Origin of the sequence: Paraburkholderia lebeckiae (assembly GCF_050436225.1) — a bacterium.
Lineage (GTDB): Bacteria > Pseudomonadota > Gammaproteobacteria > Burkholderiales > Burkholderiaceae > Paraburkholderia > Paraburkholderia tuberum.
In genome coordinates this window covers 1,265,454-1,291,817 of record NZ_JBNDLU010000002.1, presented here as the reverse complement: position 1 = coordinate 1,291,817, position 26,364 = coordinate 1,265,454, and the positions used below count along the sequence as shown (strand labels likewise).

General features: G+C 61.4%; 23 protein-coding genes and 4 pseudogenes. 5 read left to right on the top strand and 22 right to left on the bottom strand.

All coding sequences use genetic code 11. The features are described 5' to 3' along the window. Window positions 1-78: 78 nt before the first annotated feature. Window positions 79-324 (bottom strand): annotated as a pseudogene (locus OKW45_RS20640) (ATP-binding protein); the annotation flags it as partial. Here OKW45_RS20640 and OKW45_RS20635 point away from each other — a divergent pair. Then, a complete protein-coding gene (locus OKW45_RS20635) occupies window positions 247-450 on the top strand; it encodes a hypothetical protein (protein ID WP_429473407.1) in 204 nt (67 codons plus the stop codon). The pseudogene OKW45_RS20640 and the gene OKW45_RS20635 sit on opposite strands and share 78 nt — an antisense overlap. Here OKW45_RS20635 and OKW45_RS20630 read toward each other — a convergent pair. Then, window positions 423-776, bottom strand: a pseudogene (locus tag OKW45_RS20630) (SET domain-containing protein). The gene OKW45_RS20635 and the pseudogene OKW45_RS20630 overlap by 28 nt on opposite strands. A gap of 242 nt (window positions 777-1,018) precedes the next feature. After that, window positions 1,019-1,297, bottom strand: a complete 279-nt coding sequence (locus OKW45_RS20625) for an HU family DNA-binding protein (protein ID WP_429470764.1) — start codon at window positions 1,295-1,297, stop codon at window positions 1,019-1,021. Between the two features lie 295 nt (window positions 1,298-1,592). Between OKW45_RS20625 and OKW45_RS20620 the strand changes: the two genes are divergently transcribed. Further along, entirely contained in the window at window positions 1,593-1,862 is a 270-nt protein-coding gene (locus OKW45_RS20620) for a DUF1488 family protein (protein ID WP_018420684.1), read from the top strand. 218 nt (window positions 1,863-2,080) lie between these two features. Here OKW45_RS20620 and OKW45_RS20615 read toward each other — a convergent pair. From OKW45_RS20615 to OKW45_RS20555, 13 genes and pseudogenes are all read right to left on the bottom strand, one after another. Next, a pseudogene (locus tag OKW45_RS20615) lies at window positions 2,081-2,179 on the bottom strand (IS6 family transposase); the annotation flags it as partial. A gap of 212 nt (window positions 2,180-2,391) precedes the next feature. Beyond that, complete coding sequence (cynS, locus tag OKW45_RS20610) at window positions 2,392-2,835, bottom strand: cyanase (RefSeq protein ID WP_429470762.1); 444 nt, start codon at window positions 2,833-2,835, stop codon at window positions 2,392-2,394. Between the two features lie 187 nt (window positions 2,836-3,022). Further along, window positions 3,023-3,256: pseudogene (locus tag OKW45_RS20605) on the bottom strand (IS110 family transposase); the annotation flags it as partial. 287 nt (window positions 3,257-3,543) lie between these two features. Continuing rightward, complete coding sequence (scpA, locus tag OKW45_RS20600) at window positions 3,544-5,718, bottom strand: methylmalonyl-CoA mutase (RefSeq protein ID WP_429470760.1); 2,175 nt, start codon at window positions 5,716-5,718, stop codon at window positions 3,544-3,546. Then, window positions 5,715-6,515 carry a Pnap_2097 family protein gene (locus tag OKW45_RS20595; RefSeq protein ID WP_429470758.1) on the bottom strand — a complete coding sequence of 267 codons (801 nt, stop codon included), beginning with the start codon at window positions 6,513-6,515 and terminating at the stop codon, window positions 5,715-5,717. The genes scpA and OKW45_RS20595 overlap by 4 nt, the downstream gene beginning before the upstream one ends. Before the next feature lie 37 nt (window positions 6,516-6,552). Then, on the bottom strand, window positions 6,553-7,857 hold the full coding sequence (locus OKW45_RS20590) for an MSMEG_0569 family flavin-dependent oxidoreductase (RefSeq protein ID WP_018420678.1): 1,305 nt from the start codon (window positions 7,855-7,857) through the stop codon (window positions 6,553-6,555). A 62-nt stretch (window positions 7,858-7,919) separates the two neighbouring features. Then, window positions 7,920-8,204: an MSMEG_0570 family nitrogen starvation response protein gene (locus OKW45_RS20585; protein WP_429470756.1), complete on the bottom strand. Its 285-nt coding sequence runs from the start codon at window positions 8,202-8,204 to the stop codon at window positions 7,920-7,922. Next, complete coding sequence (locus OKW45_RS20580) at window positions 8,204-9,409, bottom strand: MSMEG_0565 family glycosyltransferase (protein WP_429470754.1); 1,206 nt, start codon at window positions 9,407-9,409, stop codon at window positions 8,204-8,206. Before OKW45_RS20580 ends, OKW45_RS20585 begins: the two co-directional genes overlap by 1 nt. Further along, the gene (locus tag OKW45_RS20575) at window positions 9,406-10,425 is read right to left on the bottom strand and encodes a sll0787 family AIR synthase-like protein (protein WP_429470752.1); all 1,020 of its coding nucleotides are present in this window, start codon (window positions 10,423-10,425) and stop codon (window positions 9,406-9,408) included. Before OKW45_RS20575 ends, OKW45_RS20580 begins: the two co-directional genes overlap by 4 nt. After that, window positions 10,422-10,982 carry an MSMEG_0567/Sll0786 family nitrogen starvation N-acetyltransferase gene (locus OKW45_RS20570; RefSeq protein ID WP_429470750.1) on the bottom strand — a complete coding sequence of 187 codons (561 nt, stop codon included), beginning with the start codon at window positions 10,980-10,982 and terminating at the stop codon, window positions 10,422-10,424. Before OKW45_RS20570 ends, OKW45_RS20575 begins: the two co-directional genes overlap by 4 nt. A gap of 3 nt (window positions 10,983-10,985) precedes the next feature. Beyond that, window positions 10,986-12,056 (bottom strand): MSMEG_0568 family radical SAM protein, encoded by a 1,071-nt coding sequence (locus OKW45_RS20565; protein ID WP_429473328.1) that lies wholly within the window; start codon window positions 12,054-12,056, stop codon window positions 10,986-10,988. Then, window positions 12,049-13,071, bottom strand: coding sequence for a Nit6803 family nitrilase (locus tag OKW45_RS20560; RefSeq protein WP_429470748.1), 1,023 nt, complete (start codon window positions 13,069-13,071; stop codon window positions 12,049-12,051). The genes OKW45_RS20565 and OKW45_RS20560 overlap by 8 nt, the downstream gene beginning before the upstream one ends. A 23-nt stretch (window positions 13,072-13,094) precedes the next feature. After that, complete coding sequence (locus OKW45_RS20555; protein WP_429470746.1) at window positions 13,095-13,577, bottom strand: MSMEG_0572/Sll0783 family nitrogen starvation response protein; 483 nt, start codon at window positions 13,575-13,577, stop codon at window positions 13,095-13,097. Window positions 13,578-13,962: 385 nt separating this feature from the next. On the opposite strand from OKW45_RS20555, the gene OKW45_RS20550 reads away from it, so the two are divergent. The 3 genes from OKW45_RS20550 to OKW45_RS20540 all read left to right on the top strand — a co-directional run bounded on the left by OKW45_RS20550 (window position 13,963) and on the right by OKW45_RS20540 (window position 19,082). After that, window positions 13,963-15,354, top strand: coding sequence for an aminotransferase-like domain-containing protein (locus OKW45_RS20550; RefSeq protein ID WP_429470744.1), 1,392 nt, complete (start codon window positions 13,963-13,965; stop codon window positions 15,352-15,354). Between the two features lie 1,011 nt (window positions 15,355-16,365). Next, window positions 16,366-18,069: a group II intron reverse transcriptase/maturase gene (gene ltrA / locus OKW45_RS20545; RefSeq protein ID WP_429467001.1), complete on the top strand. Its 1,704-nt coding sequence runs from the start codon at window positions 16,366-16,368 to the stop codon at window positions 18,067-18,069. Between the two features lie 584 nt (window positions 18,070-18,653). Continuing rightward, the gene (locus OKW45_RS20540) at window positions 18,654-19,082 is read left to right on the top strand and encodes a hypothetical protein (protein ID WP_429470742.1); all 429 of its coding nucleotides are present in this window, start codon (window positions 18,654-18,656) and stop codon (window positions 19,080-19,082) included. Between the two features lie 166 nt (window positions 19,083-19,248). On the opposite strand, the gene OKW45_RS20535 is transcribed toward OKW45_RS20540, so the two are convergent. From OKW45_RS20535 to OKW45_RS20510, 6 genes are read right to left on the bottom strand one after another with little or no spacing between them, the layout of a single operon-like run. Continuing rightward, window positions 19,249-20,262 (bottom strand): relaxase/mobilization nuclease domain-containing protein, encoded by a 1,014-nt coding sequence (locus tag OKW45_RS20535; protein WP_429470740.1) that lies wholly within the window; start codon window positions 20,260-20,262, stop codon window positions 19,249-19,251. A 1-nt stretch (window position 20,263) separates the two neighbouring features. After that, the gene (locus OKW45_RS20530) at window positions 20,264-20,800 is read right to left on the bottom strand and encodes a plasmid stabilization protein (protein WP_429470738.1); all 537 of its coding nucleotides are present in this window, start codon (window positions 20,798-20,800) and stop codon (window positions 20,264-20,266) included. Window positions 20,801-20,808: 8 nt separating this feature from the next. After that, on the bottom strand, window positions 20,809-22,314 hold the full coding sequence (locus tag OKW45_RS20525; RefSeq protein WP_429470736.1) for an LPD7 domain-containing protein: 1,506 nt from the start codon (window positions 22,312-22,314) through the stop codon (window positions 20,809-20,811). 58 nt (window positions 22,315-22,372) lie between these two features. Next, window positions 22,373-24,229 carry a PriCT-2 domain-containing protein gene (locus tag OKW45_RS20520; RefSeq protein ID WP_429470734.1) on the bottom strand — a complete coding sequence of 619 codons (1,857 nt, stop codon included), beginning with the start codon at window positions 24,227-24,229 and terminating at the stop codon, window positions 22,373-22,375. After that, window positions 24,226-25,962 (bottom strand): type IV secretory system conjugative DNA transfer family protein, encoded by a 1,737-nt coding sequence (locus OKW45_RS20515; protein ID WP_429470732.1) that lies wholly within the window; start codon window positions 25,960-25,962, stop codon window positions 24,226-24,228. Before OKW45_RS20515 ends, OKW45_RS20520 begins: the two co-directional genes overlap by 4 nt. Then, window positions 25,959-26,360: a hypothetical protein gene (locus OKW45_RS20510; RefSeq protein WP_429470730.1), complete on the bottom strand. Its 402-nt coding sequence runs from the start codon at window positions 26,358-26,360 to the stop codon at window positions 25,959-25,961. Before OKW45_RS20510 ends, OKW45_RS20515 begins: the two co-directional genes overlap by 4 nt. Window positions 26,361-26,364: the final 4 nt, after the last annotated feature.

Here is a 26,364-nt window from a genome sequence, read left to right as displayed (position 1 = left end):
CGCCATCGCCCAAGATTTCATCGAACGAACGCCGTCCAAGGAACCTTGAGTACGCCTCTCGTGGCAAATCTGCCGCCATGCAAGGAAGCGCACGCGCTGTGCGAGGTTACCTTCGCGCTCGGCCTTCATCATCGACGCGACGATCTCGGCAAGCGTACCGAAGTAGACACTCTTACCGGCACGAACGGCCTCAACGCCAAGCGCTATGCACAGGTGTGATTTGCCGGTTCCGGGCGGACCGAGGAAATGCACGGCCTGACGTCGTTCGATGAAGTCGAGTTCTGCCAGCGCCATGATGCGATCCCGATCGAGACCCGGCTGGAATCGCAATTTCGGGTTGACAGAATTATTGCGTTCTACGGCTTCGTTGCGTGGCCGCTTTCCAGAACCTCGCTGTTTACTGACTACCTTCGACACCCTGTTCACCGCGCGTCCGCCAGCATCGACTGACGACAATCCAATGCGGCGCACCGGCACGCGTACTGCGCGCGAACCTCTTCATCGAGCGGATCGTCAGTCGCCAGCAGATATTAAATAAACAGTTCTTCGCCGACGTCGATCGGCCGCAGCGTCTGGATGAAGATGCGACTGCCGTCTTCGATGGTCTCGCAGTTGGGGGCACACGCATGGTTCAGCCATCGCGCGCTAGTGCCGCCACGGCTGCCGTCAATCACGCGTCCATCGGACAGCCCAAAGAGGAACGTATGTCCAGAGACGCCTTCCCGCCGGTGACGACGCACGGCCTCGCGCCAGCGTGTAATTTCGCCCTTGTACATGGCGCGCTGAATCCGCGCTTCGGCGACAACCCGCACGATGCGCGCCTGGTAGCGCAGCAGCGCCCCGGTGCGCCACGGCATTTTCGCCGCTCATGCTACCAGGTCGACGGCGACCGATCCAGGCGGCTGGCCGCGCGTTGCGCGTCTCAACGATAGTCGCCGGTAGCAACAACAGCCTTTGTGCAGACGGCAAGCCCTCTGGCATTGCCGCCTCCGGCGACACAGGCAACGTGATCCTGCTGTCAGGCGCCGTTCACCGCATCCTTGAACGCCTTGCCGGCCGTGAACTTCACGGTTTTCGCGGCGGCGATCTGGATTTCGGCGCCGGTTGCCGGATTGCGGCCCACGCGCGCGGCGCGCGCGCCTGTCGAAAACGAACCGAAACCGATCAATTGCACGGTCTCACCTTCCGTGATCGCCACCGTCACGGTGCCGATGAAGGCGTCGATCATTTCCGCCGTTGCCGTCTTGCTGTCACCCGTCGCTGCAGCGACGGCGTCGACCAGTTCCTGCTTGTTCATGAGTCATTCCTCGTTGTGGTTGTTGATCGCGCCACCCTACCGCATCGGCGCGCGTTTGCGCAATCGCCGCTGGTAACTGGATCCGGTCCGCCGCGCCACGCCCATCGCCGCGTGACGTCGAAGCGCGATGCTTCCCGCGCCGGCGGCAGGCGCCGCAGCCGCGCCTGAAAGTTCTTGCTTATTATCAGGGCCGCATCATTCCAATGGCGATAACTGACAGCCGTCCCATATTCAGATTGCATCGCCTGTGCAAAAATGTTCTTAACGCTCCCTGAAGCGTCGCCCCTGACCGCCTATGGAACTCCTCGACCTTGAACCGCAAGTGCTCGCGAATCGCCGCGGAGTGGCCTTCGGCCTCCCCCATCAGAACAGCACGGTTGGATGCGTCATCACCATCCGGGCGCTGGAAGCCTGTTTCTGGCTTGAACCGCAGGCCAGCGACGCGCGGATCCTGAAGACATTTCGTGACGGTTACAGCCGCATCCGGGCCATCGCCGAACGGAAGCTGCTCGCCCATCCGACCACAACGCTTGAACTGACACCGACCGACTTCGTGCGTCGCTGATCACCAGACGGCAGGCGAATGCGCACGCGACGCGGTGCTCAGGTGGCGCCCAGATTCGCGCTTCGTGCGCGGGCGGGAGAAGAAGGAGCGGCGCAGCCTCGCTGCGGCGCCCGACGCCCCACCATGTTGCTGGCTGCACAGCGAAGTCGCGCAAATCGGCGAGACCGCATCGCTGCGCACTTCCTCTCTAATGGTGCACGGTGCACGGTGCACGGTGCCCTGGCCGGTAACTGAAAGCGGAAATACCAACGCACGGCGCAACTGATAACGCCAGCGGGAAAACGATGACCGTGATAAAGCGATTTTGATTTCTTCATCGCACCATCTTACGAACGTGACAATGCCCAACAATGAGCAGTTCCTGAAACGCGCATACGCCAGTCGCCCGGTCGAACAGGAGGGACGGTTATCCGCGCCAGTGCGGCGGGTTCTGCCGGCGCCGCAGCGTTGGGCGGCGCGGATCGACGAGCTGCTTCGCGATCGCAAGCGGCGCGCCGGGCGTGTCGCTTGCCCTGGCCGGATGACGCTATCAGTACGACTTGTAGGGCAGGAATTTGCCGCTGAGCACCACCTGGACCCGGTCGCCATTCGCATTCGGCTCGCGCTGGATATCCATCGAAAAGTCGATCGCGCTCATGATGCCGTCGCCGAACTCCTCGTGGATCAACTCCTTGATCGTGGTGCTGTACACATTGACGATCTCGTACCAGCGATAGATCAGCGGGTCGGTCGGCACCGCGTTCGGCAGCGAACCTTTGTACGGGACGATTTGCAGCCACGCGGTTTCTTCGTCGGTGAGGTCAAACAGTTCGCGGGCGACCCCCGCCTGTTTCGCATCGAGCGTCATCTGACCGAGCAGCGCGGCGGTCGTCCACTCCTTGCTCTTGCCGATCTTCGCGGCGATCTCGGCCCACGTCAGCTTGCCGGCAACCTTCGCGGCGACGATTTTCTTCGTGACTTCATTTCGATCCATGATTGAGTTCCTTTTGAAGAGCCCGGCAATACCGGTTGAGAGAGGTGCAGTGATAGTAATAGTAATCTTGGTTGAGATAACATCCACCCGGAGCCCCGAGCCACGAAGTCGCCCGCAAGCTGCTGTATCTGGCCTTGCGCAACATTGAAAAGGATTGGAAGATGCCGCCTATCACCTGGCGGCAAGTTTCCGGTGCCATCAGCTTTACCGTGTGGCCGTACTGCTGGAACATTTGCGCCCAGTGATGTGCACCCGAGCAGGCTTCCATGCCAATGAGACAAGCCGGTAACTGGGCAATCAGCGTGACCAGTTGATCGCGTGAGACACGTGGCCTGATCAATACCGCCTTGCCAGCTTCATCCACTCCGTGAACCGCAAAGACGTTCTTGGCAAGATCGATTCGGATGGTGACAATGGACATGGACTTCCCCTCCTGTCGTGTTGATGAAGGTCGACACTTCATCATGGCACGTTGATGCCGATTCGCGGCTTGCGCCGCAGCCTCGGGACGGGGAAGTCCCTTTCATTCGACACAACCTTTCCGCAGCGTGCTAGACCGTCCATGCCGCAGCCGAGAAATTGTTCCGTGAAGAAAACTGCTACTGGGCGACAGGTTATCTAGGTCCCTCAACCTGACAGAGGCCGATGAGTTCCCTCGCGGTGGACTGCAGCCGGGGCATCCGCCGACGCGATCGTAAGTCGCGCATTTCATTCACGGCCCATCCGCTCGGCCGCGTCAGCGCATAAAGAGAAAGCACACTCGCCGTCATGGCACACATCGGCCTCCATCGCGCTTGCCTCTCGGACCGTTCTCTCAGCAACGCAACGCTTTGCGCTCAAGTCACACAAGAAGCGAACGATCGTATCGATAGGTGTTCCTGGACCAAAAATCGCCGCTACCCCGTGGTCGAATAGCTGCTGATGATGGGCGTGCGCCACGATGCCACCGACTACGACGGGAATGCTGAGTCCCCTTGAGGCAAGTTCGGTGAGTAGTTGCGGCACGACCGTCAGGTGCGCCCCCGCCATCGTCGATATGCCCAGAACTTCGCATTCGCATTGCACCGTCCGCTCGACGATCTCCGAGACTGATTCAAACAATTGCCCTTCCCTCACGTCGAAACCGGCATCCGACAACGCGCCCGCTACGATCTTCATGCCGCGATCATGACCGTCCTGCCCGATTTTCGCGATCAGAATGCGTGGGCGTCTACCCAACTCCCCGCTCAGCGCCTGCACATCGTTACACGCGCGAACCCACTCAGGATTGTTGCCTCTCTCGTTGCCATAGTGTCCTGTGCTATTCGTGCGCGGTGGCATGTAACGCGGCCATACCGCTTCGAGCGCGCGTGTGCATTCGCCGACGGTCGCCCGCAAGCGAATACATTCGACCGTCGCCGCCAGTAGATTCCCTTGCCCGTCGCGTGCCGTCTGGGCGAACCTCGCAAGACTTGCAGCCACGTCCCGATCATTCCTCTGGGCGCGCACCGCCTGGATCCGAAGTGCTTGCAGCTGACGCACGTGCCGGTTATCGACCTCGAAACACTCGGGGGCGACGTCCGACGATTCATCGCGAAAGCAATTTTCTCCGACAATCCGCGTGCCGCCCGAATCGATCCGCGCCTGCGTTTTCGCCGCACATGCGCGGATCCGCTGCTGTACCCAGCCGGAATGAATCGCCGCGAGCACACCGCCGTGCGCGTCCATTTCGGCCATCGCGGCCTCGGTTTTCGCAACGATATCCGCAGTCAGCGACTCCATCATGTATGAGCCGGCCCACGGATCCACGACATCGCACAAGCCCATCTCGTGTTGCAGGATCAATTGGGTGTCGCGCGCCAGCCGCGACGACGCCGCCGACGGCAGTGCGAGCGCCTCGTCATACGCGTTGGTGTGCAAGGATTGCGTACCGCCGAATACCGCCGCCATCGCCTCGACCGCTGTACGGACGATGTTGTTTTGCGGGCGATGCGCGCTGAGCGACCATCCCGAAGTCTGACAATGCATCCGCAGCGCTAGCGCTTTTGTCGAGCGCGCGCCCAACCCGGCTGCAATGCGTGACCAGACGATGCGCGCCGCCCGCAGCTTCGCAACCTCTACGAAGAAGTCCGTGCCGACACCGAAAAAGAAACTGAGTTGAGCACACACGTCGTCGGGTGTGCGACCGCGCCGGGATAGCGTCGACACATATTCGCGCGCATTGGCGAATGTCAGCGCCAATTCGAGAACGGCATCTGCACCGGCCTCCTGGAAGTGATAGCCGGACACCGATAACGCATTGAAACGCGGCATCCGTGCAGCGAGATAATCGGCGACATCGGCAACGATCCGCATCGAAGGTTCGGGCGCATAAATCCACGTGTTGCGGACCATGTACTCCTTCAGGATGTCGTTCTGGATCGTACCGCTAAGTGCGTCGGCACTGACGCCGCTCTCTTGCGCCGCGACGATGAACGCGGCAAGCACCGGAAGCACGGCGCCATTCATGGTCATCGACACCGACACGCGATCGAGCGGAATGCCTGCGAACAGCCGCGCCATGTCTTCGACGGTGTCGATTGCAACGCCCGCCATACCGACATCGGCAAGCGCCTCTGCATCGGTCGAATCGTAGCCGCGTTGAGTCGGCAGATCGAACGCAACCGACAGGCCTTGCGCGCCGTCCTGCAACGCTGCACGAAACGCCCGATTCGAATCCGCGGCGTCCCCGTAGCCCGTGTATTGACGAATCGTCCACGGCTTCTGCGTGTACATCGACGGGTAAGGTCCGCGCACAAACGGCACATTGCCGGGCAAGCTGTCGAGGTGGTCTATACCTGAGAGATCAGCGGAGGTGTAAAGCTGCCGGAGCGGCACGGTACGTGGCTTCTCCCGTGGGCTCATCCTCTCCTCCAGCGCTTCTTCGTCAAGACATCCGCAATCTTCTGACCGTCGCTCAGACGCTTCACTTCGCACCAGTGAGCCAAGTCATCGGAATCGACCGAACGTGCAACGAAAGTCACTTCAAGCGCATCGCCGACATTGATATTGCCGTGATAGAACACGTCGCGACTGACCGTAACGGGCGGTTTGGGAAAGCGATACGTTTGCCACTCTGCGCGGTCGACAAACGAAGCGAAACTAGCGAAATAGAGAAAGTCGGCACCATTGAAATCGTTATTGGGGCAAGGCAAAAACTCGACCGCCTCGGGAAGCTCCAAAGTACTCATCCTCGCACTCGTCTCATAACGGCCTCCGCCTTTACGAAAGCGCTTGCCCGCCTCGGTCATCTCAACCGCTTCGTCTGGCACAGACTTGATGTCACCTGCCAGTTCCTTGAATGCCGCGCGTACCACGGAGCGGTTGTTGCCCGCTTCGGTGCGATTGACGAAGGTCGACATCATCGACAGCGTCGCCACGGTTTGCTGAGCATCAACGATCCGGTGCCGGCTGAAGTGACGCACCGGACCGACGCGACATAGTTCTGTGTCAATGCTGAAGTCATCGTTTTCGTCGATATCGTCAAGCGATTGCGCACGCAAGCTGAGCGCGGTAAACGCGGCATAGGATCGCACCCCATCGTCGGCGATGAACTCAGGCACCGCGCGGCCCGTGTCCACTGCTAACGCTTCCCAATGACGGTGTCCGCACTCCTTTAGCAGCCAGCTTTCGGACAAGCCGGTCAGGCTCAATTGCGGCATACCGGCGCGGTATCGTGCTGAAGACCGCTGCATCGGCTTATGCAGCGAGCGCTGCCGCGCTCGCTGAGCCGACTGCCACCCCGCGCGCAGCACAAATCGCATCAACAATATGTTGCGCATCGCGAGCGATGCCCGAGAAGCGCCCGGAACCCCACGTATGCAGCCACGGCAGGCCAACGAAATAAAGCCCAGGCAGGGCAGTGATGCCACGCGAATGCGCCGGATAGCCGCGTCCGTTGAACACGGGCGCGTCGAGCCACGCAAAGTCCGGCGTAAAGCCAATACACCAGATCACCGACGTGATGCCGCTCGCCGCGAGATCGAGCGTCGTGCGCTCGCTGTGCGGTCGCCATACAGGTTCGTAACGCGTGCCGGCGGGCGCGTCGATGCCATTCCTTTCGATGTAGCCGTCGATGCTCGCGTTGATGCGGTTATACGTATCGTCCGCGTCGTCGAGATTCGCGCCAAGGTTCGGTGTAAAGCGCAACTGCCCGTCGCGCAGATCTTCGAGACGGCCGTACAGTTCCATGCCCTCGGCGGCGAACTTCCGCAGATCGATATCACGCCCGCCGTCACGACCGGTTACGTAGTGATTGGTGTTGTCACGAACGCCTTCGCGTAATGGATGCTGCTCGACCGGCATATCGTAGTAGCGCATGTCGGCCAGCCAGTCCACCACATCGCGTCCGCGATAGAATCGCGCGCAACGGGGCGCCTCACCCACCGCGAGCACCACTTTCTTTCCGGCGAGATGCAGGTCTTCCGCGATCTGCGCACCCGACTGTCCCGAGCCGACGACCAGCACCGCTCCATCCGGCAACGCCTGCGGATTGCGGTATTCGGACGACTGAAGCTGCACGATGCCAGCGGGCAGACGCTCTGCCATGCGCGGCACGATCGGTGTGTGATAGCCGCCCGACGCGACCACCACATGATCCGCCGTAAACGCGCCCGCCGACGCATTCACTGCATAGCGGCCATCGATTCCACGCGTCACGCGTTGCACGGCCGTGTGTTGGAGCACGGGGGCATCGAGCTTCGCAACGAACCTGTCAAGGTACGCGATGATCTCGTCCTTCTTCATGAAGCCGTGCGGATCGTCGCCTTCATACGGATGCCCCGGCAACGCGCATTGCCAGTTCGGCGTGACGAGACAGAATGCATCCCAGCGCTGGTTGCGCCAGGTATGCGTGACGGTGTTCTTTTCGAACACCAGATGATCGATACCGGCTTGCTTCAGGTAATAGCTGATCGACAATCCTGCCTGACCGCCGCCGATGACCAGCACGCTGTAATGGCCGCTTTCGGAGATTAGTTGCTGCGGGATTGCTGTGCTTGACATGACGTGCTCCTCCAGGAAAATGTCGATGATTGATTGAGCGGTTGAGCGAACGGGACGCAACGTCAGCCGAGCGCGAGCACGGTCACCGTGGCATCCGGCTGCGCAGCGAAGCGCGCGGCGTGCGCTTCGATTTGCGCGAGCTGATCCATTGCGGAAGAACAGGCGAAGCCGAATTTCTCGCGTACCCGTTCTGAGCCGATATGGAGCGCTTCGCGCGAGCGCCGCACAAAATCGTCGACGGGATAGCACGTGCCCGGCGTGAAAAAGTCGCTGACGACGGTCGACGGCGAATAGCAGTTCGCTTCGGTGCCGTCGGGCCATTGAATGCGGAAGTGCATGACTGGCATCACAGGTCCTCGGTGGTGTTGCACGGCTGCTTCGCAAGCCAGTGCTGGTAGATGTCGAGATGACGGCGCGCGCTCGTCAGCCAGCTGAACCGGCCGAGCAATGCCGGCACCGCATAAACGAAGTCGGTTGCGTCGGGTCGATCCAGCACATCGCACAATGCGCATGCAATCGATGCGGCGTCGTACGGATCGGCCCAATGGCACAGAGAGTCATTGAGGTATTCGGTGAACGGCGCGATGCGTGAGACGACTACCGGCTTGCCCGATGCCAACGCTTCCAGCACGACGAGGCCAAAGCCTTCGCGCAGCGACACCATCGCGACCGCATCAGAGCAACGGAATAGCGCGGGAATGAGCGCATCGTCGATCGGCCCTGTCACGAGAACCGGTTCCCCCTCACCGACCGCGAGACCCAGCTTCGCCGCACGCGCGAAAAATTCACGCGTGTACGCGTGGTGATCGAGCAGACTCGCGCCGCCTGCGATCACGAGCTGCGCATTGGGGTGCGTCGCCCGCAGTTGTGCAAACGCGTCGAGCAGCATCATCGTATTCTTGCGCGCCTCGATACCGCCGACCGCCAGCACGACCGGCGCACCGACGATGCCGAGCTTCCCGCGCAACGCCGCTGATTCACCAGGCGTCGCGGCGCTCGCGCTAAAGCGCTGTACATCCACGCCGTTTGGCACCGTTAGAGCGTCGACGTGATAGACGTCGCGCATCTGACGGGTCCACGTGTCGCTCACGCAAAGCACGGTGTCCGCATCGCGCCACGCTCGCGTTTGCCACTGCGCGAGCTTTGGGTCCGTGAAGTGGTCGAGATGATGGACCGTGCGCACGAAGCCGTGAATCGCGCCTTCTTCCTTCAGTTCGGCCAGTGCGTTGCCGCTGATGCTGTCCTGCGCGTGCAGCACTTCAAATGCGTCTGCATCGTGCTCGCGATGCGTTCGCATGAAGGCGCATTTCAACGCTTGAATCCGCGCAACGACCATGTCGACGGTATTCGTTTCCGGTTCAGTCACCGGCGCGAGCACGACATTGCATGGAGATTCACGAAACATCACGTCACCGTCGGCGGCCGGCGCGAAGATCGTCACGTGATGGCCGTGCATATGGAGTGCCTGTGCCAGTTCAAGCGTATGCACGACGCCGCCGCGCGGATTGACCGAATGCGTGAACAGCGCGATGCGCAACGACGCGCCGTTCATGATGCGAGGTCTCTGGCCGGGGCGACGGTGCCGGCGCCGATGAATGCGCCGTCGCGGAAGTCCCACAACAACGCGGACTCATCGCGCTGCTGAAGCACGACTTCGTGCGATACATCGACGGTGCCAATTTCCGCGCACGCGAGCGAACGGGCGGCAAAGCGCGCGACCACCTGCTCGACATGCGCCTCGCGTACCGACAGCAGGAATCCGTAGCTCGGGAACGCGCTGAGCCAGCGCTCGAAATCGACGCCATCCGGACGCGGAATCGCATCGAGGTCGATGCGCGCGCCGACCTTCGAGCATTCCAGCAACATCAGCGCCGTGCCGAGCGTACCAGCCATGCTGATGTCTTTGGCTGTATCGCACAGACCGTCTTCCGCGAGTGACGGCAACAGTTCCAGGTCCGCGCGCAAGCGTTGGGCAGGCGAACCGACCGACGCATTCCAGAACGGATGGGGATCTTCGAAACGGCCACGCAGATCGACCGCCATCAACAGGCGATCGCCGGGACGGGCATGAAAGCTCGACAACAAAGCCTGCGCGCGGCCAACGATCGACACCGCGAGTTGCGACGTGGCGCTGCGCGTATTCGTATGTCCACCGACCACCGGCACGCGATACGCGACCGACGCCGCCGCCATGCCCGCGAGGACCTGATCGGCCGAGTCGATGCCGTCGCTCCACAACGCGTCGACGACTGCGAGCGGACGGCCGCCCATCGCGTAGATATCGCTGACGTTGACCATCACGCTGCTGTAGCCCGCAAACCATGGCATCGCCGCAACGAAGTCCGTGACCATGCCTTCGATTGCAAAGAGCAGGTAGCCGTCGCCATCGCGAATCGCCGCGCAATCGTCGCCGACGCCCACCGCCTGCGCGAGGTCGTCGGTGCCGCGCGGTAAGCGGCTCGCCAGTGACGCGACCACGCCCGCGATATCCGTCTTGTGCTGAAAGCCACGGCTTGCGCGCAATCGTTCGACGAGGCGCTTCACGTCAATCGCGTTCGCACGGCTCATGACGCTCTCCGATACGGCACCACGAAACCGCTCTCGGGCGTCGCGCACGGCGGATACGCGTCGAGTTGCGCCTGCATCAGATGATGCGAACGCCCGAACAACGTCTCTTCCTGGATCGTGTCCCAGCGCAACCGCTTGAATAGCGGCACGTTCTGGCTCTGCACGTGCGCAAAAAAACTCTCGCATCCGAGTGCATGCGCACTGCTCACTGCCAGCCGGATCAGTGAGGAGCCGATCTTGCCGTACGAGCGGAACGCCGCATGGACGGCCAACCGCGAACCGACCCACACGCCAGGCTCGCTCTCGTGAATGCGCACGGTGCCCACCACCTGTTCCGGCATGCCGGCGACACAACTCAACGCGACGAGCAGATGCGCAAGCGTGTCGATCTCGTCGCGATCGTCGCCGACGAAAATTCCCTGCTCGACGCAAAACACCGCACGGCGCAGCTTGTACGCTTCGGCAGCTTCCCACGGGAGCGTCGTCCACTTGATGCGAAACTCGCTCGGCGTATAGGCGGCGTCGAGCGTCAAGGTATCGGTTGCGTCACAGAACATGAATCACTCCTCGTACGAAGACAGCGACGAACACGCACCGCACTTGCCGCAACCGGCTTTGATATCCGCCGAGCGCATCCCAGCCTCGGCGAGCATCACGCCGATCGGCGCGAGCACCGAACGCATGAACTCTGGCGTCGGCGCCGGGTGATCTTCGAGCGGCGTGCCGCTGATCGGCACGAAGGGCACGACGAACGGATACACGCCAAGGTCGATCAGTTCGCGCGCCATCGCGACGATCGCGTCGGCCGTATCGCCGAGACCCGCGAGTATGTACGTGCTGACCTGACCGCGTCCGAACACAGCCACCGACGCCTCGAACGCTTCCATGTAGCGCGACAGCGGCACGCTCGCCTTGCCGGGCATCACACGCTCGCGCACTTCGGGCGTAACCACTTCGAGATGCATGCCAAGCGTATCGATACCGCTCGCTTTCATGCATTCGAACCAGCGGTCGTCGTCGGGCGGTTCGCACTGCGCCTGGATCGGCAAATCGACAGCCGCCTTGATCGCGAATGCGCTGTCGCACAGAATCTGCGCGCCGCGATCGGAAGTCGCGGGCGTGCCGGTCGTCAGTACCATATGCTTGACGCCATCGAGCAGGACCGCGGCACGCGCGACTTCCGCGAGTTGCTCGGGCGTCTTGCGTGCAATCGTGCGACCCGCCGCGAGCGACTGCCCGATTGCGCAGAACTTGCATGTCTTGCGGCGGCTTTCGTAACGGATGCAGGTTTGAAGGACCGTGGTGGCGAGCACGTCCTTGCTATGCAGCGTAGCGATGTGCGAATACGGCACACCGTCGAATGTCTGCAACGCATAGAAGCGCGGCGGTTTCGGGAAACTGATATTCGCAATCGGGATCGTGCCGCGCATCAGCGCGCTGGTGCCGCTGACATCCGGTTGCGCCGCAACGAACGGCGAATTCCACGCGGTGCTGGTATGCACCGGCACCATGATCGTCACGCCATCGACAGTGACCGCCTTGTGGTCCGACGGACCGGCGCCGCCGCGCCGGCTCGCAGCGCCCGCATGCGGATCGACGAGACGCAGTCCCGTCGACTGCAATTCAGTCATCAATTGCCGGCTCGCTGCCGACACATTCTCGCGTGCGCTCACGGAAGGCTCCTGTAGTGGCGTGGAAGGCGTCGTCGGCCGGGGCCATCGACGTGACGGGCAATGCGGGCGAATCATTGATCGCAAGACGCAGCAGTTCGGGCCGCGCATAGTGACCGACCGAATCCATCATGCGTTTGCGTTTTGTGATCAGCGACATGTCGAGATCGGCGATCACCATGCCCTCGCCTTCGCGCAACGGTTCGCAGAGATGCTGGCCTTCCGGCGACACGATGGCGGTCATGCAGCCGCCGCGCAGCGCTTTTTGCAGCTTTGGATCGCTCGTCACGGAGTCGATCTGTGCATCGGTCAGCCAGCCCGTCGAGTTGACGACGAAGCAGCCCGATTCGAGCGCGTGATGGCGGATCGTTACTTCGATCTGCTCGGCAAAAATCGGCCCGACCAGCGAGCCGGGGAATTGCGCGCAATGAATCTCTTCGTGCTGGGTCATCAACGCATAACGCGCAAGCGGGTTGTAGTGTTCCCAGCACGCAAGGGCGCCGACCCGTGCAATGGCCGTTTGCGCGACCTTGAGGCCGGCCGCGTCGCCCTGCCCCCAGATCATGCGTTCATGAAACGTCGGCGTGATCTTTCGGCGCTTCAGCACGAGCCGCCCATCCGCGTCGAAGATCAGTTGCGTGTTGTACAGGCTGCCGTGATCGCGTTCGTTGACGCCGAGCACCACCACCATCCCGTGCATTCGCGCACGCTCCGCGACCGCATGCGTGACCGGCCCCGGCACGACGACCGCTTCGTCGTAGAGCCGCATATGATCCGCACCCGACGCAACCGGTGGCCGCACGAAAGAAAAGTACGGGTAGTACGGCACGAACGTCTCGGGAAAGACGATCAGCTGCACGCCTTTGCCGGCAGCTTCGTCGATCGCCGCGCAGACCTTGTCGAGCGTGCCGGCAGCACGTTCGAGGTCCGGCGCGATCTGGACGGCAGCGGCGCGAATGACGCGTTTATCGGACATGATGATGGGCTTCCCTGACTCCGTCAGACGGTCCAGGTGTGGATGACCAGCGCGTTCTCCTTGCGATGGAGTAGCTGGATGTCGAGCACGTCGAGCGGACTGATTGGACGGATGCCTTCGATCAGCGACGCTTCGCCGTGGCCGTACAGCGCCTGCAGCGCGAAGCGGCACGCATAGACCTTGCCGCCTTCCTCCATGAACTTGATCAACTGCTTGTTGAAGTTCAGGTGACCCGGAAACGCCTCGTCGCCGAGCGTCGGGAAACCGCGTTGCAGACCCAGCGTGACGCCCGGGCCATACAGCAGCACCGACGTATCGAAGCCTTTGCGCTTGAGGCGCGTGGCCTGAAGCAGATTCACAAAGCCGATCGAACCTTCGAACGCGACCGTATGGAAGGTCACGAGCGCTTTCTCGCCGGGCTCGGCCTTGACGTCCTCGAAAACTTTCTCCTCGTAGTCGACCAGATAATCGCCGCTCTTATGATGGGGTTGATTGACTGCTGGCATGGCACTCTCCGGTTTATCGCGTCAGTTGAAAATGAATTCCGATCAATGGATGTATCGGCGATGGCATTAACGCAACGGCTATGCCAATCAGCGGCCCGAAAAATGCAATCATCTTCCGATCAATCAAACGGAAATTATCAGAGACGCCCCAAAAAAATTTTCGGACGGCGGTCTGGCAGGCGCTTCAGCGAACAACGAGAGTTTGGTAACGCGTTGATCCGGCACGCTATCCGAGCATTTTTCGCATCTTGATAGTGCATGCATTACCAAAAGAGTGCACTGCCCCGATCAATGCGATCAAAGGATTATTCGGATGCGATCTTGATTACCTTTTGCAGATACAGCGTGGTACTGTGAATTAAGGAATTTGAACGGGCACGCCATCATGAATACGTTGATGCATCACTGGCTCAAACGGCTCGAAGAAAGCCGCAAACCGGCCTATCTGGTAATACCGGATCTGATCGAAGAAGACGTCGCGAGTGGCCGGCTGCGCCCGCGCGACCGTTTGCCCGGTTTGCGCGATCTCGCGGGCACGCTGCGACTGAACTACACGACCGTCGCGCGTGCGTATGCGGAGGCGCGCAAGCGCGGCCTGCTCGACGCTCGCGCGGGCAGCGGTACATTCGTGCGAGGTCGCACGCCGAGCTTGCCGCTCACGGCGGGCAGCAGCGTCGAGATGTCCATGAACATGCCGCCCGAACCGCCCGAGCTTGCCGCGCGGCTGCGCGAGTCTACCGCGAAGTTGATGCTGAGCGCGGACCCGTATCGTCTGTTGCGCTATCAGGACTTCGGCGGCACGGCGGCGGATCGCGCAGCGGGCCGCAACTGGCTTCGGCAACGCGTGCCCGATTGTGAGGATGACCGAACGTTGGTGTGCCCCGGCATTCATAGCGTGCTGGTCGCGCTGGTGTCGCAACTGGCGCGCCCCGGTGAGACCATCTGTCTCGACTCGCTCGCGTATCCCGGCATCAAGGCGATTGCATCGCAACTCGGCGTGCGTTTGCAGGCTTTGCCGCGGGACGACGAAGGGCCGTTGCCGCACGCGCTCGAAGCGCTCTGCAAAGCGGAAACGCCCCGCGCGCTCTACTGCAATCCGACACTGCAAAACCCAAGCACGCTGACGCTTTCCGTGCAGCGTCGCGAAGCGCTTGCGGACGTCGCGTTGCGCTATAGCGTGCCGATCATCGAAGACGACGCATACGCGATGCTCCCACAAGACGCGCCGATGTCGCTCGCTTCGCTTGCGCCCGAGCTGACGTACTACGTGACGGGGATGTCCAAGAGTTTTGGTGCGGGTTTGCGGGTGGCGTATCTGTGCGCGCCGACCGTGCGGCAGACGCAGCGGATTGCAGGTGCGTTACGGGCGACGACCGTGATGCCGAACCCCTACACGATGCTGCTCGCGACACAATGGATCAACGACGGCACCGCAACCGACATGCTGCGCGCGATCCGCGCCGAAGCCCACGCGCGGCAAGAGATTGCAGCGCAAGTGCTCGCGGACTGGCAGTACGAAGCGCACCCGGACGGCTTCCATCTGTGGCTACCGATTCCGACGCAATGCAGCTGGAGCGCGTCCGAACTCGCATTGCAGCTGCGCAATCAGGGCATCGGGGCAGTCGCGGGCGCGGCGTTTTCGACCGACGGCAATCCGCCGAATGCGATCCGCCTCTGCATTGGTGGGCCGCAGAACCGCGACGATTGCCGCGACGGGCTGCAACGGGTCGCCGATACGCTAGAAGACCCGCATCATCTGCATATGCCGATGATGTGATCCGAAGGCTGGCGGCGTTCGTCGCACAAGTTGCGCTGAATGCGCCCGTCTGTCGCACAGTTTTTAAAGTCTGAAAAGCGCATTCTGTCGAAGACACCTAGTATCCGACCCTGATCTCACCGAAGCGCAAGGCTTCATCGCGCAAATGGGTCGGACGGCAAGTGACAGTTTTTCCAGCAAGGATAGCAACAAGAGCGGTTGAAAGCTAGCAAGATCTTGTCGTGTGAGCGGTTCTCGTCGCCCTCTTCCCTCATGTTTCCTTCAAACGCGAGGGGGCGGATAGCTCCGACTATCCAACCTTCGTTTCCTCGAAATTTCAACAAACCTGAGCACGCGCTTCAAAGCGAGTTCCAACTACCTCAAGGTGAAGCGCGCTATAAAGATAAGTTTTCTTATGTGCGACGTGAGGTCGCTTCGTTCGTTGTTTTACCGTCGATGCCTGGCGGGAGGAAACCGGGCGTTCCGTCGCCCGTAGTCTATTGGTGCATGCGGGGCTGGTAACGGCGCCGTGTGAAGCCACCGAGACAATGTAGCCCGGCGCAAGCTAAGCCGTGGTCGTGAGACGACGGTGCCCCTGCGAGTGTCAATGCGGAGGGGGCGCTAGACTGGATGGCATGGCTAAAGTATTTGAACTGCTGATAAACATCGTTAACTTAGACGGGCCAAAGACACTGATAGGCCCCACCCAAAACGGGAACGTAGCAGGTCTGCCCTTTATAAGATGGGGCAGCGCGGACATGGTGCTACCGGTGGAGAAGCAGAGCCTAAACCATTCCTGCGAACGATGCGGAACACGGAAACCCCGTATCTCTGCCCAGTCGGGCAAGCCGACCGTGAGGAAAGCTGTTGGAGGTGCGGGAACAGGAGTGCGGAGAAAGCGAACGCCGTCCTGTAATCGGACGGATAGGGATTGCGCCGCAAGGCAACCTCATCCTACGCGAAAGCGGGCAGACTTCCGCATGGTCTTTCGTCACGAAAGAGTCTGACGAACCTTCAAAGGAGGAGAAGCAAATGACAGTGCAGCAAGCCGGCACCGGTGCGTCCTCCGATCGCGCAATGCATTGGAACGATGTCGATTGGGCCCGATGCTATCGTGGGATTCGAAGGCTGCAGGCTCGCATCGTGAAGGCGACACAGGACGGCAAATACGGCAAGGTGAAGGCTTTGCAGTGGTTGCTGACCCACTCGTTCAGCGGCAAGGCACTCGCCGTCAGACGGGTGACTGAGAATCAGGGTAGACGGACTCCCGGCGTAGACGGCCTCACATGGTCTACGCCGAGGTCCCGCCTCCAGGCAGTGAAGTCTCTAAAGCGGCGGGGCTACCGCCCTCTGCCGCTGAGACGAATATATATCCTGAAAGCCGACGGGAAACGGCTGAGACCTCTTGGAATTCCCTGCATGGTCGACAGAGCGCAACAGGCGCTTCATCTGCTTGCACTCGAACCTGTTGCAGAAACCATGGCGGATCCGAACTCTTATGGGTTCAGAGCCGCCCGCTCCACGGCCGACGCGATAGAACAGTGCTTTATCTCACTGGCCAGCAGCAATCGCGCGCAGTGGATTCTGGAGGCCGACATCCGCAGCTGCTTTGATGAAATTTCGCATGATTGGTTGGTCGCCCACATCCCAACGGATAAAGCGATACTGCGAAAGTGGTTGAAGGCTGGCTACCTTCACAACCGTGTCTTTCATTCGACGGAAGCGGGTACGCCTCAGGGCGGTATTATCTCGCCCACGTTGATGAACATGACTCTCGATGGGTTAGAACGAACACTTCTTGCGAAGTTCTGCAGAGGCGGCCGGAATCCGTCGAAGGTTAACGTCGTTCGATATGCAGATGACTTTGTTATCACTGGCGCGACGCGAGAAGTGCTGGAGGATGAAGTCATGCCGCTGGTCGTGCAGTTTCTTGCACAGCGGGGATTATCGCTGTCACGGGAGAAGACCCGGATCACGCATATCAACGATGGGTTCGATTTCCTGGGCATGAACGTTCGCAAGTACGACGGCAAGTTGTTGATCAAGCCAGCCAAAACGAGCGTTCAGCGCTTCATGCGGAAGCTTCGGGACATCGTGAAAGGCAATGCAACGCTAAGACACGATCGTCTGATCCGCCTGCTCAACCCAAAGATTCGCGGTTGGGCGGATTATTATCGGCATGTCGTGGCGAAGCGTACCTTTAACAAGGTTGCTCATGCGATTTGGCAATGTCTATGGCGTTGGGCGAAGCGCCGACACCCGCAGAAGAACTCGCACTGGGTACGTCGGAAGTACTTTCGAACCGTTGGCGCCCGCCAATGGGTCTTTGGTACGGCGACGGACAAAGTGCTCAGCGATGGAAAGCGTGAACTTCTGAAGCTGTACGACATTGTTGGCACGCCAATCCGGCGGCACCGCAAGATCAAGGGTGCCGCAAACCCGTTCGACCCGCAGTGGGAAAGTTATTTCGAAGAGCGGTTGGGCTTCACGATGATGGACTCGCTCAAGGGCCGGATGCGTCTGATCCGGTTGTGGCTCGATCAGCAGAGGTCCTGTCCGGTCTGTCGTCAAATGATCACGAAATCCAGTGGCTGGCGGCTGTACCACCTGGAGCGAAAGATCGATGGCGGTAAGGACACGATCAGCAACCTGACGATGCTTCACCCGGATTGCCATCGGGCCGCGCGTGCCCTCGGACTCTCAGTAGTGAAACCGGCCTCGGCAATGGGGCTTTGAAAGGCTTGAGCCGTGTGCTGGGAAACTCGCATGCACGGTTCTTAGGGGGCGGCGGTGCAGTAATGCACCGCTGCTACCCGACCGCAAGAGCTGTATGTCGGCCACTAAGTCGCCTTACGCAAATCAAGCCTCTGCAAGACTAGACTGATCCTTGAACCGTCCGCCGTCTTGCAAACCGCTTGTCGCAAGTTCGAGTCTGCAATGGGCGCTGCAATCTGGCACGACATTGCTAAGGATTCCAACTACTCCTTTTCAGTGATTCGCAGACAACGACAGCGCTCCCGCACTCAATGTACTCATCTCCGTTAAACCGGTGAAGCACTCACAAAATCAGTGGGAAGGACCCGACCACAGTTTTGCTGTGGTCGCACGGCGACAGCGATCAACCTGTCGCGTTCTCTGACAATCAGTGACCGGCATAGTGATGTGCCACGTCGTGTCTCCAACCGCACCATTCTTGACCGCTCTACGAAAGCCACGTTGCATTCGTCCGACGACCGTCTATATTGGGGAAGAAGATAGCGAGACATGTCTTTCCCGCGAATCCAGCGCTGAAAGGAACACCTCGCAAAGGAGAACGTCGCATGGACATCCTGAAGCTCGCCATCGTCGTGGCTATCCTGTGCGGGGTTGCAAAGGGAATCCAGCTATTCAGTCGCCATTGCTGGCGTCGGTTCGGTTACAGTTTCTTTTCGGCGCGTGGCTTCTGGCTCGCGGCAATCGGCATCAATTTCCTCTGGTGGGGATACTATTTCTGGGTAACTGCGCCGCTTCGCCATACGCAGCCGTCCGGCGGACTTGTCCTCATGGCGATGGGCCTCGCTATGGCGATCTGGCTGGTAGTTGAAAACGTTCGTGACACCGACCTCCTTCACGGCATCGGCGGCTCGTCGCTCCAGTTCGTACTGTTTTTCCCTGCTGCCCTCTACGGTATTCCGCTTCTCGTGGTCGTGATGTTTTTCCTGCTTTTCGCGACTTATAAGGGCGGACCTGCATGGTTTGTCGATCCATAATCCTTGAACAGGGGCCCATCAGTTGGAGCCCGCTCACGGCCGCATGAAGAAGTGCCGCGGCGTCGGCAAACACCTCCATATGGCAGAGATGCAGCAGAGAGCGCAAAAGCAGGATATCGGCGAGATGCCGCTTGCCGCGATCCGAGGCGAACCGGGCATCTTCGTATCAACGTTCGACATCGGGACCTGTTTTGTCGAGTTGGGCGCCACGGTCCGGCACTATGGGACTCCCGCCGACGGGCTCCCTTTCCGGTCGCGGTCCAATAGCGGGCGCATCCCGCTGCACTGGCAGTGCTTTCACGAAATCCACAATGTCGATAGCCATCGCTCGATCCGCTCTTGTGGGCGACGATGCCATCATCTGCGCTACCTCCCGCCACGCAGCAAATACTCCATCGTGAGAGTTCCAGCCTGCCTGCCTCTGCTCCGTGCTCGCGCCCGCCCGCCAGTACATCGGCACTTCTCCACGCACCTGCATGTGCGCCACACCCTGCCTGGGATAACGCTGCGTAATACCGCGCGTGCGCCGGGGGGTCGCATTCGCTTCGACGCCGTGCTCGCGAAGCTGCTCTGCGAACCGTTGACGCCAGCGCCAAAGATCCTGCTTACGCGGATTGAGACGCCGACCATCCGGCCCACGCACTTGCACGCTCAGATGGATATGCGGATGAGCCTCGTCGTCGTGCGCCGCAAACACATAAGCGCGCCCATCCCCGAACTCGAGCGCCGCGAAATCCCGCGCAGCATCGCGCACGGCCTGTCGGTTCGTCCCTGGCGGCATCGACAGCAGAATATTGAATACCTCACGACGCGTATTCGTCTCCGGAATCCCCCACCCGCCGAGTTGCCAGGTCCGCACAAGGTCACGTACAGCGTCGGCACCAGCAATCGAGTCCCCGTTCTGGTCTTCCAGCTCGACCCGCCCATTGCGGGAGATATAGCGCAGATGCCGACGCACCGCGCCCATACCCTGAGCACTCGACGCCTTGTTGGTGATTTTGACCATGACTTCAGGCGAGCGCCTGAGCGTCCGGGCCAACTGATCGCGCATGCGCGTGGCTTCATCACGCATGCCTGCACGCGAAAGCCGCTGTGCGCGGGCATGCCTGAACGGTTCCTGAAACAGACGGTCGCCCCAGTTCAAAAGCATCGCATCAATGTAGACCTTCGGATAAGGCATGTCACCGGCTCCATCGATCAAGATTCGCGCGAATTACGGCTGCCACGGCGCGCAGATGAACATCTATCACGTCCCGGATTGCGTCCATATTTCCACCCCCATTTCGTCCGATATCTGCCAAACTCCCGTCACGCGCGATCTGTCCAAGCCACCGGTTGATCGCAGCAAGGTGCCGGTTCGAATCTGTCAGCACTTGCATCTCCTGCACGCCGAACTGGGGTTCCTTCAAGAACTGCGCTCGGATCAACGCCACAATCCAGCGGTTGCTGGTCAGGCCCGACACCACTGCACGCCGCTCGACCGCCTCCTGTTCAGCGAGCGTCAGCCTGATCTCGATTCGAGTGCGAGGAACGCCGATAGCGCTCCATCGGAGATTTGCTTCGGCACGGATGTCGGTGTCGTCAGCATCGGCACGCAGTGCGGATGCCATCAGTTGCCGCACGCCTTCACCAGCCGCCATGCCCCTGCGCGCGCACCATTGATCCCAACCCGGCCGCATTTCGCCGAGTTCAACGCACAGGCGTTCGCGCTGAGGCATGGCTCCCTCTAGCGCGCAGGTGAGGGTTCGGTGGGTGTCCGCTCGATCTCGCGGACCGGTGCACGCCCGTCACCCGGCCGTGCCCGGCGGTCCCGCTCCGAAGGTGCTTTCGGATCAAAGACCTTCGGCCGCGGCAATAGGATACCCTCCCTGCCAAACGCGTCCAGCATCTGTTCGGCACGCCGCTGCACGCGTGAAATCGACCGCGCGCTAAACCCCTGCTCCCGCATGGCGCCGACCAGAACCGCCAGGTGAAGAACCTTATCCTCGTCGGATATCGTGGAAGGCTGACGTTCCTGCCTGTCCTCGTTCGTCGGCTTGTCAATAGGAGCCGTGACACGATCGAGTGCGCGCCCGGAGCGGGACACAGACCCGGCCGCCGAGCGTTCGTGCTCCACCACTTCGACCTGCCAGGTATTGCGGTAAACGTCCTTCTCTTCCTCGCCCACCACCATGCCGCGGTCATCGAGGATCGGCACATTGACAGTGACGAGCCGCCGACCCAGGTTTTCCAGCGTGACCTGCTGCCCGGGTTCGGCACGCGACTCCAGCACCGCCCGTTCGAGATCCACACCCCAGACAACGTGATCGGCACCCGTCGCATCGCGGAACACCGCGTAATACGAGTCGCTGCGAGCCGGGTTGTTCTGATAGGGTGCGCGGTCATGTTCGCGCAGTTCGCCGGCATACCGCCGCGGAGCATCGGGCTCGTCGCCATTCGCCGGCTGTCGTCCAACCCGGCGTGACCCCACATGTTCTCCGGTGCGGGACGGCGCCGCGCGAAATGTGCCGCTCACTCCCTGAGGTATTCCGGTTGTGGACGCGGATGCGGGCGCCGACGTGCTGGTCTCTTCGGCACGCGCTTGCGACGTGGCCGCAGGCATCGACGCATCGACCTCGATCCGGTTGTGCAAGCGTGATTGCCGGGCATCCGCCAGACGCGCGAGATCCGCCACCTTCGGCTCATAGCCACTCACCTCAATGCCGAGCAACGTCCCCCGCAGCCAAACTTCGCTTCGGAATACCTCATGTCCCGACACCCGAACGCGACGCCACGATTTTGCCGCCACGATGTCTACCATCGACTCCACGACATCCGGCCGATTGTGTTCCGTGACGAGGTACGGTCCCAGATCCTCGAACGCGAGCTGATACGGCGCATCTTTGAGGAAATACTGGTGACCTGCACGCAGGTATCGCTTACGAACCCGTTCGGGCGGCTGATCGAGTGGCACGCGCGCTGTGTCATTGATCCCCGGCGGCGCATCTGCGGTCGGACGCGTACCGGGCTGCCGTACCGCCTCGGCATCATCGCGGATCGCCTGATCACGCAGGCGTGAGCGCGCCGCATCGAACTCCCGGCGGCGCTGGGCTGATACGGCATCCATCGCGGCCGCGTCCAGTTGACGGGTCCGACCATCGCCACCGGACTGCTCCGCAAACCCCGGACGCCCGGGAATATCCTGCTCGATCACGTTGATGACCGGAGCGGCAAAAGGAGATGTTTCAGTCATGATGCGACCTCTTCCTGATCAGGTACGACTCGCCTCAACCGGCGACACGTGAGACGGCTTAGCGGTCCGGCCCGGGAGGATCCTGCGACGCCGCCCGCTCCTTTGACTGCTCCAGCGCCGCCGCGCGTGCTTCGCGTATTCGTGCCCACGACCGCGCCTGCAACTGGTCGAGCATTCCCTCGAGGTTCGGACTGAAATTCAACTCACGCGCGGATTTCTTGAGTGAGCCGACGGTGCGCTCCAGCAGGTCACGCGCCCGATCCCACGGATAGACCTTCGGCCGGTCACCGTCGTAACCGACCTGCAATTCCGAGCCATTCAGCCGGGCGTTCTGATCCATCCATCTGAGCCGGTCGGAGGCGAACTCCATCTGCGCCTTTGGATGAAAGACGACACTGCGCGTCGCCACCTCCTGGATCAGGTAGTGCTCAGTGTTGAACACCTCGCCGCGGTAGGGGCCGCCGTTCTCACGCGGTGTCCCCATGCGCAACGGTGTGCCGAAACGATGTTCGGCCAGCGCCCGGATCTCGTTGGGCACATCGGCCACTTCGAACAGCGGCTCACCCACCGGTGGGCGTATCGGCGCCAGACGTCGCGACTCGACCGCAGGAGAACCACCAACCGGAGGTACCACGGAAGGCTCCGTTGGCGGGCGCTCTGGAGTCGCTGATTCGCTCGTCGGCCCAGAGGATTCCGGCATGTTGTGCTGCCTTGGCTCGGTACGCTTCGACGAGCGACGACGAGAAACATCCTCTGCATCGTTCACCAGAGTTTCTTTCGCGCGGCTCATGATTTCCTCCTTCAGTTCGTCCAGCTTTCCGCCGGTTGCAATACCTACTGTCGACTCCACACCCACAGCCGCCAGCTCGACATCCCGGTACGCGATTTCCCGCAGGCAATCGCCCACATCCCCAAAGCCCGACAGCACCGCCATGTCGTTGAAATCGGTCGGCACCTTGTAGTTGATACGCGCGCCGTCGGCGAATACCGGCAGTGCCAGACGCGCCTGCGACTCTTCCACCGCCTGACGGGCTCTCGTCTCGCCCGGCCCGAGATCCCCAAGCACAACCAGCCCGACGGCGGGATATCGTTCGCGCAGGATTGCGGCGACCTGAGGCAGCGTCCCGCTCGACAGCGTCGCGAGCGCCGGCCAGTCCGTCGCCCGGTAGGCGGACAGTACGGTGGCCATGCCCTCGCCGATCAGAATCGGTGTGGAGGGGTCTCCGGCAGCCGGTGCCGGCCCGGCAATCCAGTACCCACCCTTCTTGAGGCCACCTGCCAGTGAAGATTTGAGGCCATGTTCATCGATCAGCTCCAGCGTAGAGATCGCCTCGCCGATCCAGAACGGCACCACCAGCACGCGTCCCGTGAGCGGCTGCTCTTCGCTCGCTGGCGCATAGCCCAGCAACGCGTGCAGTTCAACGGCCTCCAGCTCACGCAGTGCCGGCACCGGCTGGAGGTGTTTGCGTACGAGATACGGGTGTTCGGGGCCGACTGGTCGCGCCCACTGCCAGATCGCCTGCGCTTCACGGGCTACTGCCTCATGACGGGCCTGCTGCCGTGCCTCTTCACGTACCCGCCGTTCAAGCACTTCGGGACTCACCGCAAATGTTGTCGCCATCCGGTCGGGATAATGCGTGCGCTTCAGATCGAAACCGTGCTGCCGCGCGAGCCAGAACAGCGAGGCGAGCGTCTTGCCACCCGACTCCTTCACCGAGCGCCACGTGGTGCGGGCAGCACGCTCGTTGTAATTGCCGGCCGTGCGGCTCCATTCGTCCCATAGCTCGAAACCAGCGTCACCGAAGCCGTTCTTGAGCGCAAATGCCATGTCTACCCACGTACCGTATTCGTCCGCGGGAATTACAGCGAGCGCAGCACGCGCGCGTGCGGTCTCGTCAACATGCGGTGCACTCATTTCCAGCCTCCCTGTATCTGCACAACACTCGATCTGGCGGCGGGCACAGGTCTACGCTTCGCACGGATGGGTTTAGCTGGCACCAGCTCCGCGGCATCGAGGTCCGCCACCGACAAGCGACGCTTCGCCTGCGCAACCCGTGCGGCCGGAATACCCAGCAGCATGAAGTGCCGTTCGACATAGGCTGTCACTTCGTCCTCACTGAGATCAGCCAGACGCGGCGGCAGGTCGCGCGGATCCCAGGCCTGCAGCACTTCCAGATACTCAGCCGGCAGATGAACGAGGCCGGTGCCTTCAGGATCGATCTCCGCGGGCTGCACCTCGCGCAGCCGCCGCTCGACCTGGGCACTGAAACGCGCGAGATTCATGGCAGGCACCGATGGTGCGCTTAACACCCGCGAGGCAAAGACGGGATCGCGCCAGTAGGAGATCCTGTCGGCGAGAATCGGCTTGGTGTTCTCCAGCACGATAATTTCCTTGTCACGCCCGAGTTCCTTGATCTCCTGCGGCAACAGTAGCGGCCTGCGCTGCTCGGATATGCTCTCGCTCGATCCACCGCGGCCACCGAAAATCGCATTCGAACGGCTGATGCTACGGGACTGATCTGTGAAGGTGCCGAGCATTTCGGAGTAGTCGTTCGCATCTTTCTGCTCGCGCGGTGCATACAGGATCTGCATCGCGTGGTTCGTCAGGAAGGTACGTGCGTCGGCCCGGCCGTAGACGGATTCGAGTTGCGCCACTGACTGGACGATGGACAGCAGGCGCAGGTTGTAGCCCGCCATGTACGCGACTGCGCGCGCGATGATGTGGATCTTGCCGATCGCCGTCATCTCATCGAGCAGCAACAGGCACTGGAACCGGAGTGCGGGATCGGCCTCCGGCAACTGCTTCGTGTTGAGATTGACGACTTGCGAAAACAGCAGATTCACGATCAGGGCTGCTTCCGACAGGTGATCGGGCGTAATCCCGATATAGACTGACATCCGACGGCGCCGCAGGTCGCGCGGATCAAAGTCGTTGGCGCTCGTGGCCGCATCGACAATCGGATTGGCCCAGACTGTGAGTGGCGCGTGGAACGTCGCGAGAATGCTCGCGAGTACCTTGTCGTCGTTCGACAGGAAGCGGTTCAGGGCGTCGACACAGGGCCCGGTCAGCAAACCACGGTACTGGACGAGCGCGCGCTGCAGGTACGCCTTGACCGGCATGCCGTTGCCCGAGGACTGCCGCAGCACCTCCCCGATCGTGACCGGATAGTCGGGAATCGACTGCCCCTTCCCGGTCCTTCTCGCGTCGCGCCACTCACACAGCAACAGCACGATACCGAGAAACAGGTTGCGCGCCTGGTCCTTCCAGAAATCGTCGTGGCCGCCCGGCGGATACAGGGCATAACCAATCGCGAGGATGTCGCCTACGCGGAACAGCCCGTCCGAGATAGCCGATAGCGGGTTGTACCGATGCGTGCGACCATCCTCGGCGAACGGATCGAACAGGTACACCTCCTGCCCGTGCGCACGCCGGAACCCGGCCGTGAGCGCATAGTTTTCACGCTTGATGTCGAGTACCACGACTGAATCGGGGTAGCTCAACAGGTTCGGGATCACGATGCCCACACCCTTGCCCGAGCGTGCGGGAGCAGCGAGCAGCACGAACTGCTGACCGGTGAAGCGCAGATAACGCCCTCGCCATACGCCGACGACAATGGCCGGTGCATCCACATTGGGGCGCGCGTTCATAGCAACCTCGCCGCGCGGATTTCCGCTTCGCTGGCAAACCGCGCGCTGCCATAGAGGCGCCGACGCACAGAGTGCTCCCATAGTGTGTAAAGCCCCATCGCGGGCCCTCCCACCGCAACGAGTAAGCCCAGAATCGCCGCACCCGCCAGGCGCCGGCCGCCGTGCGGCATCTGGCCGTCATGCCAGGCAAGCAGCGCATCGGGCCAACCCCATAGCCCTGCATGGAAGGGATTAAGTCGCAGGCTCGCGTACAGGAAGAAGGACGCGAGCCACAGCGAAGCCACCAGAGCGCCCGTTACCACCACCAATATCACGAGCGTGACCAGGGCGGTCCGCGCGTGATGCGCTACGGTGCCGGCGGCTTCCATGTGAGTCAGGAATCGATGGTTCGTGTTCATGCCG

Coding starts and splice junctions, on each gene's coding strand:
- OKW45_RS20560 (WP_429470748.1), bottom strand. CDS start 13,071: ATGTCCGATAAACGCGTCATTCGCGCCGCTGCCGTCCAGATCGCGCCG.
- OKW45_RS20580 (WP_429470754.1), bottom strand. CDS start 9,409: ATGAACGGCGCGTCGTTGCGCATCGCGCTGTTCACGCATTCGGTCAAT.
- OKW45_RS20620 (WP_018420684.1), top strand. CDS start 1,593: ATGGAACTCCTCGACCTTGAACCGCAAGTGCTCGCGAATCGCCGCGGA.
- scpA (WP_429470760.1), bottom strand. CDS start 5,718: ATGAGCCCACGGGAGAAGCCACGTACCGTGCCGCTCCGGCAGCTTTAC.
- OKW45_RS20570 (WP_429470750.1), bottom strand. CDS start 10,982: ATGTTCTGTGACGCAACCGATACCTTGACGCTCGACGCCGCCTATACG.
- OKW45_RS20585 (WP_429470756.1), bottom strand. CDS start 8,204: ATGCCAGTCATGCACTTCCGCATTCAATGGCCCGACGGCACCGAAGCG.
- OKW45_RS20575 (WP_429470752.1), bottom strand. CDS start 10,425: ATGAGCCGTGCGAACGCGATTGACGTGAAGCGCCTCGTCGAACGATTG.
- OKW45_RS20595 (WP_429470758.1), bottom strand. CDS start 6,515: ATGCCGCAATTGAGCCTGACCGGCTTGTCCGAAAGCTGGCTGCTAAAG.
- OKW45_RS20510 (WP_429470730.1), bottom strand. CDS start 26,360: ATGAACACGAACCATCGATTCCTGACTCACATGGAAGCCGCCGGCACC.
- OKW45_RS20520 (WP_429470734.1), bottom strand. CDS start 24,229: ATGAGTGCACCGCATGTTGACGAGACCGCACGCGCGCGTGCTGCGCTC.
- OKW45_RS20635 (WP_429473407.1), top strand. CDS start 247: ATGCACGGCCTGACGTCGTTCGATGAAGTCGAGTTCTGCCAGCGCCAT.
- OKW45_RS20530 (WP_429470738.1), bottom strand. CDS start 20,800: ATGCCTCAGCGCGAACGCCTGTGCGTTGAACTCGGCGAAATGCGGCCG.
- ltrA (WP_429467001.1), top strand. CDS start 16,366: ATGACAGTGCAGCAAGCCGGCACCGGTGCGTCCTCCGATCGCGCAATG.
- OKW45_RS20515 (WP_429470732.1), bottom strand. CDS start 25,962: ATGAACGCGCGCCCCAATGTGGATGCACCGGCCATTGTCGTCGGCGTA.
- cynS (WP_429470762.1), bottom strand. CDS start 2,835: ATGGATCGAAATGAAGTCACGAAGAAAATCGTCGCCGCGAAGGTTGCC.
- OKW45_RS20625 (WP_429470764.1), bottom strand. CDS start 1,297: ATGAACAAGCAGGAACTGGTCGACGCCGTCGCTGCAGCGACGGGTGAC.
- OKW45_RS20535 (WP_429470740.1), bottom strand. CDS start 20,262: ATGCCTTATCCGAAGGTCTACATTGATGCGATGCTTTTGAACTGGGGC.
- OKW45_RS20555 (WP_429470746.1), bottom strand. CDS start 13,577: ATGCCAGCAGTCAATCAACCCCATCATAAGAGCGGCGATTATCTGGTC.
- OKW45_RS20550 (WP_429470744.1), top strand. CDS start 13,963: ATGAATACGTTGATGCATCACTGGCTCAAACGGCTCGAAGAAAGCCGC.
- OKW45_RS20565 (WP_429473328.1), bottom strand. CDS start 12,056: ATGACTGAATTGCAGTCGACGGGACTGCGTCTCGTCGATCCGCATGCG.
- OKW45_RS20590 (WP_018420678.1), bottom strand. CDS start 7,857: ATGTCAAGCACAGCAATCCCGCAGCAACTAATCTCCGAAAGCGGCCAT.
- OKW45_RS20525 (WP_429470736.1), bottom strand. CDS start 22,314: ATGACTGAAACATCTCCTTTTGCCGCTCCGGTCATCAACGTGATCGAG.
- OKW45_RS20540 (WP_429470742.1), top strand. CDS start 18,654: ATGGACATCCTGAAGCTCGCCATCGTCGTGGCTATCCTGTGCGGGGTT.